The sequence below is a fragment of the Comamonas trifloxystrobinivorans genome (genome assembly GCF_043359985.1).
GTDB lineage: Bacteria > Pseudomonadota > Gammaproteobacteria > Burkholderiales > Burkholderiaceae_C > Comamonas > Comamonas trifloxystrobinivorans.
On the sequence record NZ_JBHZGV010000014.1, the window covers coordinates 84,607 to 99,834 of the forward strand.

Consider the following 15,228-nt stretch of genomic DNA (forward strand, 5'->3'; position numbering starts at 1 on the left):
CTCACGCGGCAGGCAAATCCTTGGCGTACAAATCCACATCAAACGGCAAACCGCGCTCTTCGCTGAGCCATTCCAGCACAGGGAAAGACCCCTCCAGCACCGGCCGCACCGTCAGCGGCAACTGTTGCCAGGCCATTTGCTGGCCTTCGCGCATTTCAAACGCTCCGCTCCACTGCGTCACCTTGCACCAGTGCAAACGCACCAAGGCGTGCGGATAGTCGTGCTCGGTCACCTTCCAGGCGATGCAGTTGCCAATGGTGATGCCCAGCTCCTCCTGCAGCTCGCGGCGCAGCGCCTGCTCCACGGTTTCGCCTGCTTCCAGCTTGCCACCAGGAAACTCCCACCAGCCCGCGCGCGGCTTGCCCGCAGGGCGGCTGGTGATCAAGAGCGCGTTGTCGCTTTCGCGGATCAGCACGCCCACCGCCACTTCGGTGTGTTGGCGAACAGGGCTCGGGGTTGTGGATAACTCAGTCACTATATCTTTCCATTTCGGGCGACCAACAAAGCCGCCCGTGTCTTGGCGCCAGCTTCAGTCTTCCTCGGCTTCTTCGCTCAAATCGTGCACATCGGCAATACGCACACGGCCTTCGGCCTGGCGGTTGCTACGGCCCGCCCAGTCGCGGGCAAATTGGTGCGCCACACGGCCGCTACGCGAGCCGCGCTCCAGCGCCCATACCAAGGCTTCGGGGCGCGACGCTTCAATCTCCGCCTCTGCCACGCCTAGCGCGGACAGCCATTGCGCCACCACGCGCAGGTATTCGTCTTGGCTGAACGGGTAAAAGCTCACCCACAGGCCAAAACGCTCAGAGAGCGAAATCTTCTCTTCCACCACCTCGCCGGGGTGAATTTCACCGTCTTCGCCCTTTTGCTGGGCCAGGTTGTCGGTCATGTACTCGGGCAGCAGATGGCGGCGGTTGCTGGTGGCGTAGACCAGCACGTTCGGCGTGGCTGCCGAGACCGAGCCGTCCAGAATCGACTTCATGGCCTTATAGCCGGGCTCGCCTTCTTCAAAGCTCAGGTCATCGCAGTAGATAATGAATTTCTCGGGCCGGCCCGCCACCACGTCGACAATATCGGGCAAGTCCGTCAGATCGGCCTTGTCGACTTCGATCAAGCGCAAGCCCTGCGGCGCATAAGCGTGCAGGCAAGCGCGGATCAGCGACGACTTGCCGGTGCCGCGCGCGCCCGTCAAGAGCACGTTGTTCGCCGTCCGCCCTTGGACAAACTGCTCCGTATTGCGCGCAATTTTGTCCTTTTGGACGTCAATATTCTGCAAATCACTCAACTGCATGGCACCCACGTGGCGCACCGGCTCCAATGCGCCGCAGCCGTTAGCACGCTTGCGGTAGCGCCAAGCGATGGCCTCATTCCAGTCTGTCGGCGCCTGCAAAGGCTGTGGCAGCACCGCTTCGATGCGCTGCATCAGTTGCTCGGCGCGTTGCACCAGCTGGTTCAAGGGAGCCGCAATGGCAGAGAAGGCGTCGGAAGGCGTGGTCATGCAAGCGCTCGTTGTCTCGGAGGTGTTGTTGGTATGTCTGGCGTAGCTGGCAGCGCTTGACTCCGCTGGGTGTTGAACCGATACCCGGTCGAAACCCCAGCCCGGCAAGCGCCAACAACTACTCCGCCATGGATTGCAGCGCAAACGGCAGCCGGCCCAAGCCAAGCTGCCGCAGCACCTGTCAGGAGCGGTAATCCGCGTTGATGCTGACGTAGTCGTGGCTCAGGTCGCAGGTCCACAGCGTGGTCTTGGCATTGCCACGGCCCAGCTGCACGCGCACCACAATCTCTTGCTGCTTCATCACGCGCTGGCCATCAGCTTCCTGGTACTCCGCCTTGCGGCCGCCCTTGGTGGCCACATGCACATCGTCCAGGAACAGCTCGATCTGCGTCTGGTCCAGGTCTTCAATGCCGGCGTAACCCACGGCAGCCAGGATGCGGCCCAGGTTAGGGTCGCTGGCAAAGAAAGCAGTTTTCACCAGCGGCGAGTGCGCAATCGCATAGGCCACCAGGCGGCATTCCTCTTCGGTCTTGCCTTGCTCGACGTCGATCTGGATGAACTTGGTGGCACCCTCGCCGTCGCGCACAATCGCTTGCGCCAGCTTTTGCGCTACTTCGCGCAGCGCAGCCATCAAAGCCTTGCCGTCAGCGCTGTTCCAGTCGCTCACCGCGGCGTTGCCGGCCTGGTTGGTAGCCACCACCACGAACGAGTCATTGGTTGAGGTATCGCCATCGATCGTGATGCGGTTGAAGGATTGGTCGGCCAGTTCCTTGGCCAGCGCAGGCAGCAGGGCCGCATCAATGGCGGCATCGGTAGCCAAAAAGCTCAGCATGGTGGCCATGTTGGGGCGAATCATGCCCGCACCCTTGCTGATGCCGGTCACGTGCACGGTCTTGCCGCCCACCACCGCCTGGGCGGAAAACGCCTTGGGAATGGTGTCAGTAGTCATGATGCCTTCGGCGGCCTTGGCCCAGTGGTCGGCCTTGGCGTCGGCAATGGCGGCTGGCAGGCCGGCCGTGATGCGGTCCACCGGCAGCGGCTCCATGATCACACCGGTCGAGAAAGGCAGCACCTGCTTGGCATCGATCTTCAGCAAACCAGCCAGCGCATCGCAAGTGGCGTTGGCGCGGGCCAAGCCATCAGCGCCCGTGCCAGCGTTGGCATTGCCGGTGTTGATGACGATGGCACGGATGGCATTACCGCCCTGGCCTGCCAGATGCTCGCGGCAGATCTGCACCGGTGCAGCGCAGAAGCGGTTCTTGGTGAACACGCCAGCCACATGGCTGCCTTCGTCCAGCAGGAAAACAGTCAGGTCTTTGCGGTTGGCCTTGCGCACGCCGGCCTCCGTCACACCAATGCGTACACCGGCGATGGGGGCCAGATCTTGCGCCACGGGGGCTTTCAAATTGACGGGCATATCAGTCTTTCCAGGGTAGAGACAGAAAAGGGGGAAACCATGAAAAAAACGGGCTCTGCGGCAGTGCAAAGCCCGTTGTCGTCAGCCATGCGGTATCAGGACAGTTTACCGTGGCAGAGCTTGAATTTCTTGCCGCTGCCGCAGGGGCAAGGGTCGTTGCGCGCTACGCGCATGCCTTCGGGCAGATCCAGCGGCTCTTGGGCTTCGGCTTCTTGCGCCGAAGGCTCTTGCGCGCCGCTGTAGCTCACATTGTTCATGCGGGCATTGCTTTGCTCGAGCTGCTCGGTGGCTTCGTCGAGCTGCTCAGGCGAGCGGATCTGCACCGACATCATCACGCGCGTGACCTGGTTCTTGACCTGGTCAATCAGCTGGCGGAACAGCTCGAAAGCTTCGCGCTTGTATTCCTGCTTGGGCTGCTTTTGCGCATAGCCACGCAGGTGGATGCCTTGGCGCAGGTAATCGAGTGCGGCCAGGTGATCGCGCCAGGTCGAATCCAGCGTCTGCAGCAGCACCGCACGCATGAACTGCATGAAGTTCTCTTTGCCAGCCTGCTCCAACTTGCCGTTGAACAGGCGGGCGCCTTCGACCACCACTTTTTCTTCAATCTCTTCGTCGGTCAGCGATTCCGAGCTGTCGAGCAGCTGCGTCAGCGGCAGATCGATCTGCCAGTCTTCGCGCAGCGTCTTCTCCAGGCCAGCCAGATCCCACTGCTCTTCCATCGACTGCTCGGGCACGTACTGGCGCACCACATCGGCCAAGGTGCTGTCACGCATGCCGTCGATCATCGGCGACAGGTCTTCCGCGTCCAGAATCTCGTTGCGCTGCTGGTAGATCACCTTGCGCTGGTCGTTGGCCACGTCGTCGTACTCCAACAGCTGCTTGCGCATGTCGAAGTTGCGCGCTTCCACCTTGCGCTGGGCGCTTTCGATGGAGCGGGTCACGATACCGGCTTCAATGGCTTCGCCGTCGGGCATCTTCAGGCGTTCCATGATGGCCTTGACGCGGTCACCGGCAAAAATGCGCATCAGCTGGTCGTCGAGCGACAGGTAGAAGCGCGACGAACCCTTGTCGCCCTGGCGGCCGGCACGGCCACGCAGCTGGTTGTCGATACGGCGCGATTCATGGCGCTCGGTGGCGATGATGCGCAGGCCGCCCAGCTCGGTCACCTTGTCGTGCTCCAGCTTCCACTCGGCACGCAGGGCTTCCACCTTGCTCTTGCGCTCGGCCTCGGACAGCGCTTCGTCAGACTCGATCGCTGCCACCTGTTTTTCAATATTGCCGCCCAGCACAATGTCGGTGCCACGACCGGCCATGTTGGTGGCAATGGTGATCATGCCGGGGCGGCCGGCCTGGGCGATGATGTCCGCCTCGCGCTCGTGCTGCTTGGCGTTCAGCACCTGGTGCGGCAGGTTTTCCTTGTTCAGCAGCTGGTCGATGATCTCGGAGTTTTCGATCGAGGTCGTACCCACCAGCACGGGCTGGCCGCGCTCGTAGCATTCGCGGATGTCGGCAATGGCCGCCACGTACTTTTCCGGCGTGGTTTTGTAGACGCGATCCAGCTGGTCGTCGCGCTTGCTGGGGCGGTTGGGCGGGATCACCACGGTTTCCAGACCGTAGATTTCCTGGAACTCGTAGGCTTCGGTATCGGCCGTACCCGTCATGCCGCCCAGCTTGGTGTAGAGACGGAAGTAGTTCTGGAAAGTGATCGAGGCCATGGTCTGGTTCTCGGCCTGGATTTCCACGCCTTCCTTGGCTTCCACGGCCTGGTGCAGGCCTTCGCTCCAGCGGCGGCCCGACATCAGACGGCCGGTGAACTCATCCACAATCACCACTTCACCGCCCTGCACCACATAGTGCTGGTCACGGTGGTACAGGTGCTCGGCGCGCAAAGCGGCAAACAGCTGGTGCACCAGGGTGATATGGCTGGGGTCGTACAGCGATGCGCCTTCGGGGATCAAACCCTTTTCGGCCAGAATGCGTTCAGCCGCTTCGTAGCCTTGCTCGGTCAGGTTGACCTGGTGGCCTTTTTCGTCGACCGTGAAATCGCCCGGCTTGGTCACGCCTTCGCCAGTACGCGGATCGGCCTCGCCCTCTTGGCGGGTGAGCAGCGGCACCACGGTGCGCATGGCCAGATAGGCGGCGGTGTGGTCTTCGGCTTGGCCGGAGATGATCAGCGGCGTACGCGCTTCATCGATCAGGATCGAGTCCACTTCGTCGACGATGGCGAAATTGAGCTTACGCTGCACGCGCTCGCCCTTGTCCTGCACCATGTTGTCGCGCAGGTAGTCAAAACCGTATTCGTTGTTGGTGCCGTAGGTAATGTCGGAACCGTAAGCCGCCTGCTTTTCGTGTTTGGGCAGTTGCGACAGGTTGATACCTACCGACAGGCCCAGAAAATTGTACAAACGCCCCATCCAGGTCGCATCGCGCGTGGCCAGGTAATCGTTCACCGTCACCACGTGCACGCCCTTGCCGGACAGCGCGTTCAGGTACACGGGCAAGGTGCCGGTCAGGGTTTTGCCTTCACCGGTGCGCATTTCGGCAATCTTGCCGTAGTGCAAAGCCATGCCGCCGAGCATCTGCACGTCGAAATGGCGCATCTTCATCACGCGCTTGGAGCCTTCGCGCACCACGGCAAAGGCCTCGGGCAACAGGTTGTCCAGCGATTCGCCGCCTGCCACCCGGTCTTTGAACTCCTGCGTTTTGGCACGCAATTGCTCGTCGCTGAGCTTCTCGTACTCCGGCTCCATCGCATTGATGCGCGCTACGACTTTGCGGTATTGCTTGAGCAGGCGATCATTGCGACTGCCAAAAATTTTGGTGAAGAAGTTGGTTGCCATGCGAACAGAACCACAAGACGCGGGCCAGCTCTGTGGCCAACCCCGCCATGCGACCGGAATTCCTAGTGTTTAGAGTTGTGTCAGATGGAGACAATGCACCCGGATTCAATACCGGCTGCAGCACCTGCCAAATAAAACATTCTACAACCCTGACTAGAATGCGTTGTGGCAGGTACATTGCATAGTATGGCTTTCACGCCACCCGCCTGCCCGAGCCGCCATGATTCAGTCCAACCGCCGCCATTACGCCATTACCGTTGAACAAGCTGCCAGCGAAGCGCCCTCGCTTGCCAGCCTGGTGGCGCTCACGCGCGAGTCGTCGGCGCGTTACAAACTGGTGGAATTTCTCATTCCGCCCATGCTGCGCCCTGCCATCAAGCCCGGCCCGATCGAGGGTGATCAGTGGTGCCTGCTGGTCGCCAACAATGCCTGCGCCGCCAAGCTCAAACAACTGGTGCCCGCCATGGCCGCGCACCTGCGCGTCAAAGGCTACCCTACGGCCGATATTCGCCTGAAAGTACTGCGCGCGCCCAGCAGCTATTGAACGCTGCCCAGACCGCAAACCGGCCGCTGCGCAAGAGACTGCAAGGCATGCGCCCCAGCTATTGACGGCATTTGCCGCAAAAACAAAGGCCGTTCGCTGAATATCAACGAACGGCCTGGGATGTCTGTGGTGCCGGTTATCGGAATCGAACTGATGACCTACCGCTTACAAGGCGGTTGCTCTACCAACTGAGCTAAACCGGCAACATGCGGCATTCTATACGGGATTGTTCGCAAAAATGCCGATGTGCGACTATTTCACGAGCTTGAGCGAAGGCTTGCCAGGCTTGGGCGGTTTGCCCGGGCCGTCGCCTTCGGGCAGCTCGTCGCTGGACGAGACAATCTGCATCACCGGCGCGCCGCTGGCAGCGGGTTCGCCGTCGCCGGCTTCCGCGTCCTCGGCCTGTTCCAGCGCTTGCATGGCGTGTTCGGCGTCGTCCGCCAGCAGGTCTTCGGGTGGCGGAAAGCCCATGCCCTGGCCGGTTTCACGCGCAAAAATAGCGATCACGCGGCTGACCGGGATCATGATTTCGCGTGGCACACCGCCAAAGCGGGCGGTGAACTCGATGAAGTCGTTGCCCAGCTTGAGTGCGTTGGTCGCGTCGTAGCTGATGTTGAGCACGATCTCGCCATCCTTGACGAACTCGCGCGGCACCTGCACGGTCTTGTCCACGCGCACGCTCAGGTACGGCGTCAGGCCATTGTCATTGCACCATTCCACCCAGGCACGGATCAGGTACGGCTGGGTCGACGTTGTCTGGATTTCACTCATGAGGCACTTTCTTGCGGCGGCGGATTCGCACCCGCGCACCGGCCCGGCAACGGCCGGGCCTGCGGTTCTTACTTGCGCATGACCTTTTCAGAGGGCGTCAGCGCTTCGATGTAGGCGGGGCGCGAGAAGATGCGCTCGGCGTACTTGAGCAGCGGCGCTGCGTTCTTCGACAGCTCAATACCGTAGTAATCCAGGCGCCACAGCAGCGGAGCAATCGCCACGTCCAGCATCGAGAAATTCTCGCCCAGAATGAACTTGTTCTTCAGGAACACCGGGGCCATCTGCGTCAGGCGGTCGCGGATTTGCGAACGGGCCTTTTCCAGGGCTTTTTCGTTACCCTTGGTGCCGCGCTCTTCCAGCGTGTGCACATGGGTGAACAGTTCCTTTTCGAAGTTCAGCAGGAACAGGCGCACGCGGGCGCGCTCCACCGGGTCGCCTGGCATCAGCTGCGGATGGGGGAAGCGCTCGTCGATGTACTCGTTGATGATGTTCGATTCGTACAGGATCAGATCGCGTTCCACCAGAATCGGCACTTGGCCGTAGGGGTTCATCACGCTGATGTCTTCGGGCTTGTTGAACAGGTCCACGTCGCGGATCTCGAAGTCCATGCCTTTTTCAAACAGCACAAAGCGGCAGCGGTGAGAGAAAGGGCAGGTCGTTCCCGAATAAAGCACCATCATGGTGGAAGGCTCCTCAAAAATCAAAAAGAGTGGGTAGCAGTCAATGCCGCCCACTCTACACAAATCGGCAACCAAAATTCAAGCCCTGCAAACGGGCCGCGCCTGGCTGCGCGCTATCAACAGTGATTACTTCACATCTTTCCAGAACGCCGCGTTCAGGCGCCAGGTCAGGAAGATGAGGCCCAGCAGGAAAATCAGCACCCAGACGCCAACGCGAATACGGGTGTTGTGGGCGGGCTCACCCATCCATTGTAGATAGTTCACCAAATCACCCACAGTATTATCGAATTCAGCCGGGGTCAGCTTGCCCGGCGTGACCTGGTTCCAACCCGTAAAGCGCTGCACCTTGTGGCCGTGCTCCTCCACCTCCTCATACACTGGCGTGCGCACGCCCTGCAGCTCCCACAGCACGTGGGGCATGCCGACCGACGGGAAGGCCAGGTTGTTCCAACCGGTGGCCTTGGTGTCGTCTTTGTAGAAGTTGCGCATGAACGTATACAGATAGTCCGCGCCCGAGCCCTGGTGACCGGCCCGCGAGCGCGCCACCAAGGTCAGATCCGGCGGGTTGGCGCCAAACCAGTCTTTGGCCTGCTTGGGATCGATGGCCGCCTTCATGGTTTCGCCCACCTTGTCGGTGGTGAACAGCAGGTTGTCCTTGATCTGCTGATCGCTCAGGCCAATGTCCTTGAGCCGGTTGTAGCGCATGAATGCCGCCGAGTGGCAGCTCAGGCAGTAGTTGACGAAGATTTTGGCGCCGTTTTGCAACGATGCTGTATTGGTGGAATCGATCTTGGCCTTGTCCCAGGCAATGCCGCCTTCAGCCGCCTGTACCGGCGCTGCACCCAGCCACACACCTACAGCCATCAGCGCGGAAAGAACTATTTTTTTCATTGTGTTGCTCTCCCTGGTTCAATGCGCATGGAAGGTGACGCGGTCCGGCACCGGCTTGGGCGTGCCCTTGCTGCTCCACCACGGCATCAGCAGGAAGAAGCCAAAGTAGAACAAGGTGCCCACTTGCGATACCTTCTCGCCAATCGGCGATGGCGGCTGCACACCCAGGTAGGCCAGCACCACAAAGTTGACCACAAACACCGCGTACACATACTTGTGCCAATCGGGGCGGTAGCGGATCGATTTGACCGGGCTGTGGTCCAGCCAAGGCAGGAAGAACAGAATGATCACCGCCAGGCCCATCACCACCACACCCCAGAACTTGGCGTCAATACCCGACAGCGCCTTGATGCCAGTGAAGGCAAATGCACCAAACAGTGCCAGCACGACCAGTGCCACCACAGCCAGGCCAACCTTGAGAATGCCGGCCAGGCGTGTTTTCAGCCAGACAAAGCCCACGGCGATCACCAGAATGGCCGACAGCGCATACATCATCTCGCTGGTGATGGCGCGCAGCATCGAGTAGAACGGCGTGAAGTACCAGACCGGTGCAATATGGTTGGGCGTCTTCAGCGGGTCAGCGGGGATGAAGTTGTTGTACTCCAGAAAGTAGCCACCCATTTCCGGGCCAAAGAACACGATGGCCGAGAAGATGAACAAGAACACTGCCACGCCAAAAATGTCGTGCACGGTGTAGTAGGGGTGGAAAGGCACGCCGTCGAGCGGATTGCCCTTGGCATCCTTGGGCGCGTTCGGGCCTTTGATTTCAATGCCGTCGGGGTTGTTCGAGCCCACATCGTGCAGTGCCAGCAAGTGCGCCGCCACCAGGCCCAGCAGCACCAGCGGCACAGCAATCACGTGGAAGCTGAAGAAGCGGTTCAGCGTGGCATCGCCCACCACATAGTCGCCACGGATCAGCAGCGCCAGATCAGGGCCGATAAAGGGAATCGCCGAGAACAGGTTCACGATCACCTGTGCGCCCCAGTAAGACATCTGGCCCCAGGGCAGCAGGTAGCCCATGAAGGCCTCGGCCATCAGGCACAGGAAGATGGCGCAGCCAAAGATCCAGACCAGCTCGCGTGGCTTGCGGTAGCTGCCGTAGAGCAGGCCGCGGAACATGTGCAGATACACCACCACAAAGAAGGCCGAGGCGCCGGTGGAATGCATGTAGCGAATCAGCCAGCCCCAGGGCACATCGCGCATGATGTATTCGACCGAGGCGAAGGCTTTTTCCGCATCGGGCTTGTAGTGCATCACCAGGAAGATGCCGGTGACGATCTGGATCACCAGCACCAGCAGTGCCAGCGAGCCAAAGATGTACCAGAAGTTGAAATTCTTCGGAGCGTAGTACTCCGACATGTGCACGCGGTAGGCCTCGAACGCCGTGGGAAAGCGGTTCTCCAGCCAGTTGCCAGCTTTGGCGCCGATGCTGGCATTGGGCGAAATTTCTTTGAATTCGTGTGCCATGGCGCCTCCTTATGCTTTTTTGTCTTCGCCGATGAGCAGCTTGGTATCCGAGAGATACATGTGCGCTGGCACTTCGAGGTTGTCGGGCGCGGGCTTGTTCTTGAAGACGCGGCCAGCTAGGTCAAAGGTCGAGCCGTGGCAGGGGCAGAGAAAACCGCCTTGCCAATCGTCAGGCAGCGAGGGCTGCGGGCCGGCGCTGAGCTTGTCGATCGGCGAGCAGCCCAGGTGGGTGCAGATGCCGATCACCACCAGCACATCTGGCTTGATGGAGCGGGTTTCGTTCTTCGCGTAATCGGGCGTCGGGTAGGCCGTGCGCTCGGATTTGGGGTCCGCCAGCTGACCATCGAGCTTGGGCAGCTCGGCCAGTTGCTCGGGCGTGCGCCGCATGATCCAGATCGGCTTGCCGCGCCATTCGGCGGTAAGCTTTTCGCCCGGCTTGAGGTCCGAAATGTCGACCTCGACCGCTGCACCGGCGGCCTTGGCCTTTTCAGAAGGCTGGAACGAGCTGACAAAGGGGACTGCGGTGGCGACTCCTCCCACTGCGCCAGCACAACCCGACGCTATCAGCCACGTCCGTTTACTCGAGTCGACGGAAGAATCACTCATGGGGCTCCTTGATGAACTTCGCTTTGCTTATATCTCGGTTTTCGGCGGATTGTACGGACGGTCTCGCCAGTCGTGCAATGCGCCGAAACCCTTGAAGCTGAGCGATACTATCGTTCATGTTTATTTGGTAGGAGCTAGGCATGAGCTTCATGAAGGAATTCCGCGAGTTCGCGGTCAAGGGCAACGTGATGGATCTGGCAGTCGGTGTGATCATCGGCGGTGCCTTCGGCAAGATTGTCGATTCGGTCGTCAACGACCTGATCATGCCGCTGGTCGGCCTGATCTTCGGCAAGCTCGATTTTTCCAATCTTTTCGTGGTGTTGGGCACCATCCCCGACGGTGTGCCACGCACGCTCGACGCCCTGAAAAAAGCCGGTATTCCCGTGTTCGCCTACGGCAACTTCATCACCGTGGCCGTGAACTTCCTGATCCTGGCTTTCATCATCTTCATGATGGTCAAGCAGATCAACCGCCTCAAGCGCGAAGCCCCCGCCAAAGCCCCTGCCGCACCGGCCGAAGACATCGTCTTGCTGCGTGAAATCCGCGACAGCCTGCAGCAAAAGCGTTGATTTTTTGCAACAGGCCGCCGACCAACAACAATTCTTTGCAAACAAAAAAGCAGCTGACCTCAGCTGCTTTTTTTATAGCTATCAATGGCCTCTCAGCACCACTTCAAGGCTTGTCTGATGGTGGATTCAGTCCTTGTGGCGAGCAATCGCCACCGAAACATCAATAGCTTGGTTTGAGCCAGCGCAAAGCCAGATTTTCAGCAAGCGTTTAGCGCCCCACCCTGTGCCAAGCGCCGCGCCACCTGCACAGCTTCGACCAGGCTCGCCGCATCGGCCACGCCCTGGCCAGCAATGTTGAAGGCAGTGCCGTGGTCCGGGCTGGTGCGCACCAGCGGCAAGCCCAGCGTGACGTTCACGCCCTGGTCCAGGCCCAGGTACTTCACAGGGATCAAACCCTGGTCGTGGTACATCGCCACCACCACATCGAACTCGCCCTGCTTTCCCGGCACACTGCGGGCGCGCATGAACACCGTATCCGGCGCCTCCGGGCCAACCACGCTCATGCCTTGGGCCTGCGCGGCAGCAACCGCAGGCGCTATCTGCTCGATCTCTTCGCGCCCCATGTGTCCCGCCTCGCCTGCGTGCGGGTTCAAACCAGCGACCGCAATACGGGGCGCTCGGCCCAGCGATGCAGACAGGGCTGCATGGGTGATGAGAATCGTCTCCAGCACGTTCTCGGTAGTCACTGCCGCAATCGCATCGCGCAGCGAGACATGGATGCTGACCAGCACCGTGCGCAGCGACTCGTTGGCCAGCATCATGCGCACGGGCATTTGCTCTACGGACACGCCCGCATGCTGCGCCGCCTCGGCCTGCAACAACTCAGTGTGGCCGGGAAAATCAACGCCCGCCAGATGCAGCGCCTCCTTGTGCAGCGGCGCGGTCACCAAGCCATCAATCTCACCGTGCAAGGCGGCGCGGGCCGCCCACTGCACGCAGGTGGCGGCGGCGCGGCCAGCCTCGGCCTGCACTTGGCCCCAAGGCAGCGGTCCTGGCAAGCCGGGCAATGGCAACACCGGCAAGCAGCGAGGCGGTACCTGCCAAGCATCTTTCGGCTGCGCAATTTCAGCCACTGGCAAGCTGCATTGGCCAGGTACGGTCAGCACTTGCGCGGCGCGGCGCAAGGTAGCCGCATCGCCCAGGGCAAAGCAGCCTTCCATGCGCTCGGGCGCATCACGAAAAGCCTTGGCGATGATTTCCGGGCCAATCCCGGCCGGATCGCCTTGGGTAATAGCCAACAACGGGGTGCGCTCCACGGCACGGTCCTTCACAAAAACAAAGACTGGCGCCGAAGCAGGCAGCGCCAGCAAACAGGTTTTCAGCAGCTCAAGCCGGGTTGTCGATCTCGATGAACTCGTGCGCCACACCCAGCTGCTGTGCAATGTGAGCTGCCGCCGCGGGCGCGCCGTAGCGCTCGGTTGCATGGTGGCCGGCGGCAAAAAAGCTGACGCCGGTTTCGCGCGCCAGATGGGCCTGCGGCTCGGAGATTTCACCCGTCAAAAAGCCGTCAGCACCTGCAGCGATGGCCGCCTCAAAAAAGCCTTGGGCACCACCGGTACACCAGGCCATGCGGCGGATTGGGCGCGCTGCTTCACTTGTCACGAGCGTGACGGAACGCCCCAAGGCCTGTTGTATCTGCGCCGCAATCTGGCCAGGCTGGGCTTCGGCGATGCTGCCGATAAAGCCCAGATCCTGCTCGCCAAAACGCGCATCGGCTTGCCAGCCCAGGCGCGCGCCGAGCTGGGCGTTGTTGCCCAGCTCGGGGTGGGCATCGAGCGGCAGGTGGTAGGCAAACAGGTTGATGTCGTGCTTGATGAGCAGCTCAATGCGCTGCTTCATCCAGCCGGTAATGCGGCCGTCGTAGCCACGCCAGAACAGGCCGTGGTGCACAAAAATGGCGTCGGCCTGCGCGGCAATGGCCGCTTCGATCAGCGCGCGCGACGCGGTCACGCCGCTGACGAGCTTGCGGATCTCGGCCTTGCCTTCTACCTGCAAGCCGTTGGGGCCGTAGTCCTTGAATCGTTCGGGCTGCAGCAGCTCGTTGAAAGCCTGCAGCATGTCTTGGCGGGTCGTGCTCATGCCCGGATTGTCGCAAACCGGCTGCCCGCTCTGCGCCCGGCAAAACAAAACCCGCTGAACGGGTCACATTCAGCGGGTTGTTGGTTGGCAATTGCTACTTATTTCTTCGGCATCCAGCCTTTGACTACCAAGGGCCAGAATGCCATCAGCACGCCGAGCACGCCCATGGCTGCCACGTAGTGCGCCGGAGCCATCACATCGACCTGCTGCCACATCGAGATGAGGATTGGCGTGAGGCCACCGAACACCGCATAAGCCATGTTGTAGGCGAACGAAAGGCCGGTAAAGCGCACTTCAGGCGGGAAGGCGCGCACGCCCACCACTGGCAACAGCGAGATGGCGCCGACAAAGAAGCCGACAGTTGCGTAGGTGCAGACCAGCGATGCGTCGTTGCCTGGGAGGTTCAGGTAGAACAGGTACGAGGTGACGGTCATACCGCCCCAACCCAGAATCATGGCGGCGCGCGAGCCCCATTTGTCCGACAACCAGCCCCAGAACACGCAGCCGATGGTGAGCGTGACGGTGGCCACCGCATTGGCCTTGAGAGCCATGGCCGGCGCAATGTGGAAAACCTTTTGCAGATAAGAAGGCGTGAACAGAATCACCACGACCACGGCGGTCGAGAGAATCCAGGTCTGCAGCGCCACGATAACGCTGGCCTCGCGGTGGTCGCGCAAGATCGTCTTCAGCGGCAGCTCGCGGTCGGCCTGCTTGCGGGCCTGCATCTCTTGGAAGATCGGGGTTTCGTGCAAGAAGCGGCGCAGATACACCGACACCAGACCAAACACGCCGCCCAGAATGAAGGGAATGCGCCAGGCCCAGTCGTGGATTTCGCTGGTGCTGTAGCTGCTGTTGAGCCAGACGCCAATGATCGAGCCCAGGAAAATACCGCCGGTAATGCCCGAGGTGAGCGCACCAATGGCAAAGCCGTAGCGCTTGGCCGGAGCGTGCTCGGCCACAAACACCCAGGCGCCCGGCATTTCACCGCCAATGGCAGCGCCTTGCATCACGCGCATCAGCAGCAACAAGATGGGCGCGGCAATGCCAATGCTTTCGTAAGTGGGCAGCAGGCCGATCACCAGCGTGGGCACCGCCATCAGAAACACCGACAGCGTGAACATCTTCTTGCGGCCCAGGATGTCGCCAAAGTGGGCGATCAAAATGCCGCCGATCGGGCGTGCCAGGTAACCGGCAGCAAAAATGCCCAGAGTCTGCAGTTGGCGCATCCAGTCTGGCATCGAGGCCGGAAAGAACAGTGCGCCAATCACATTGGCAAAAAACACGAACACCACAAAGTCGTAGAACTCCAGGGTGCCGCCCAGGGCTGACAGGCCCAGGGTCTTGTAATCCTCGCGGTTGAGCGGGCGGTTGGTTGGCATGGCGGCGCTGGCGGCCTTGCCGGTGTTGGCGGTTATCGAAGTCATGTCCTCTTCCATTCAGCAGGACAGCGCTTGCGCGGCGCGTTATGGGCGCGGATCACCGGGTTCAGAGACACCCAGGGTGGCGGGAATCAGGGGCAAGCGAGAGAGGGATTTGGCCAGTTCGCCAGGAACCACGACGAGCTGGAGAGCGCAGTCAACAGGTTGAAAACCATTCTAGGTAGTAACCCTGGGCACACTGCACGAGCCGCAGAAAGCATCACAGCCCACTAGGAAATTGAATGCGCCCGCAATCAATAGCCGCGACGGCAATTGGCAACAAAAATACATTCAGTATCTTATTTTTTCTCTATAACAGATTAATAAACACCAATTTCACAACAATATCGCGCACGAGACATCGTGGTACGCGATGCCTTGCATCACGCATCGCCACCGCAACGCTTCCACATCGCCACCAGCAACTGCACTTGCCGGCCAGCAGCGC

Annotated in this window: 14 protein-coding genes and 1 tRNA gene; 2 read left to right on the forward strand and 13 right to left on the reverse strand. The window is 60.7% G+C overall.

The window, feature by feature from the left end:
* Nucleotide 1: 1 nt before the first annotated feature.
* The 4 genes from ACFIQF_RS18075 to secA form a co-directional block, all read right to left on the reverse strand.
* Nucleotides 2-475, reverse strand: a complete 474-nt coding sequence (locus ACFIQF_RS18075) for an NUDIX domain-containing protein (protein WP_393945003.1) — start codon at nt 473-475, stop codon at nt 2-4.
* Between the two features lie 54 nt (nt 476-529).
* Nucleotides 530-1,498, reverse strand: coding sequence for an ATP-binding protein (locus ACFIQF_RS18080; protein ID WP_393945005.1), 969 nt, complete (start codon nt 1,496-1,498; stop codon nt 530-532).
* Nucleotides 1,499-1,679: 181 nt separating this feature from the next.
* The gene (argJ, locus tag ACFIQF_RS18085) at nt 1,680-2,915 is read right to left on the reverse strand and encodes a bifunctional glutamate N-acetyltransferase/amino-acid acetyltransferase ArgJ (RefSeq protein WP_393945007.1); all 1,236 of its coding nucleotides are present in this window, start codon (nt 2,913-2,915) and stop codon (nt 1,680-1,682) included.
* A gap of 95 nt (nt 2,916-3,010) precedes the next feature.
* Entirely contained in the window at nt 3,011-5,755 is a 2,745-nt protein-coding gene (secA, locus tag ACFIQF_RS18090; RefSeq protein ID WP_393945009.1) for a preprotein translocase subunit SecA, read from the reverse strand.
* A gap of 220 nt (nt 5,756-5,975) precedes the next feature.
* On the opposite strand from secA, the gene ACFIQF_RS18095 reads away from it, so the two are divergent.
* Nucleotides 5,976-6,299, forward strand: a complete 324-nt coding sequence (locus ACFIQF_RS18095; protein WP_393945011.1) for a hypothetical protein — start codon at nt 5,976-5,978, stop codon at nt 6,297-6,299.
* Nucleotides 6,300-6,426: 127 nt separating this feature from the next.
* Here ACFIQF_RS18095 and ACFIQF_RS18100 read toward each other — a convergent pair.
* From ACFIQF_RS18100 to petA, 6 genes are all read right to left on the reverse strand, one after another.
* Nucleotides 6,427-6,502 (reverse strand) — tRNA-Thr (locus tag ACFIQF_RS18100).
* Between the two features lie 49 nt (nt 6,503-6,551).
* Nucleotides 6,552-7,070 (reverse strand): ClpXP protease specificity-enhancing factor, encoded by a 519-nt coding sequence (locus ACFIQF_RS18105; protein ID WP_393945012.1) that lies wholly within the window; start codon nt 7,068-7,070, stop codon nt 6,552-6,554.
* Nucleotides 7,071-7,138: 68 nt separating this feature from the next.
* On the reverse strand, nt 7,139-7,750 hold the full coding sequence (locus ACFIQF_RS18110) for a glutathione S-transferase N-terminal domain-containing protein (protein WP_393945014.1): 612 nt from the start codon (nt 7,748-7,750) through the stop codon (nt 7,139-7,141).
* A 126-nt stretch (nt 7,751-7,876) separates the two neighbouring features.
* The gene (locus ACFIQF_RS18115; protein ID WP_393945016.1) at nt 7,877-8,641 is read right to left on the reverse strand and encodes a cytochrome c1; all 765 of its coding nucleotides are present in this window, start codon (nt 8,639-8,641) and stop codon (nt 7,877-7,879) included.
* An 18-nt stretch (nt 8,642-8,659) separates the two neighbouring features.
* Entirely contained in the window at nt 8,660-10,108 is a 1,449-nt protein-coding gene (locus ACFIQF_RS18120; protein ID WP_393945017.1) for a cytochrome b, read from the reverse strand.
* A gap of 9 nt (nt 10,109-10,117) precedes the next feature.
* Entirely contained in the window at nt 10,118-10,714 is a 597-nt protein-coding gene (gene petA, locus ACFIQF_RS18125; protein WP_393945018.1) for a ubiquinol-cytochrome c reductase iron-sulfur subunit, read from the reverse strand.
* A gap of 140 nt (nt 10,715-10,854) precedes the next feature.
* Here petA and mscL point away from each other — a divergent pair, with 140 nt between their 5' ends.
* On the forward strand, nt 10,855-11,283 hold the full coding sequence (mscL, locus tag ACFIQF_RS18130; RefSeq protein ID WP_393945020.1) for a large conductance mechanosensitive channel protein MscL: 429 nt from the start codon (nt 10,855-10,857) through the stop codon (nt 11,281-11,283).
* A gap of 197 nt (nt 11,284-11,480) precedes the next feature.
* Here the strand turns inward: mscL and pdxA are convergent, their stop codons facing one another.
* The 3 genes from pdxA to ACFIQF_RS18145 all read right to left on the reverse strand — a co-directional run bounded on the left by pdxA (nt 11,481) and on the right by ACFIQF_RS18145 (nt 14,786).
* Complete coding sequence (pdxA, locus tag ACFIQF_RS18135; RefSeq protein ID WP_393945022.1) at nt 11,481-12,539, reverse strand: 4-hydroxythreonine-4-phosphate dehydrogenase PdxA; 1,059 nt, start codon at nt 12,537-12,539, stop codon at nt 11,481-11,483.
* Between the two features lie 70 nt (nt 12,540-12,609).
* Complete coding sequence (locus ACFIQF_RS18140) at nt 12,610-13,362, reverse strand: Nif3-like dinuclear metal center hexameric protein (RefSeq protein WP_393945023.1); 753 nt, start codon at nt 13,360-13,362, stop codon at nt 12,610-12,612.
* Nucleotides 13,363-13,460: 98 nt separating this feature from the next.
* A complete protein-coding gene (locus ACFIQF_RS18145; protein WP_393945025.1) occupies nt 13,461-14,786 on the reverse strand; it encodes an MFS transporter in 1,326 nt (441 codons plus the stop codon).
* Between the last annotated feature and the right edge of the window lie 442 nt (nt 14,787-15,228).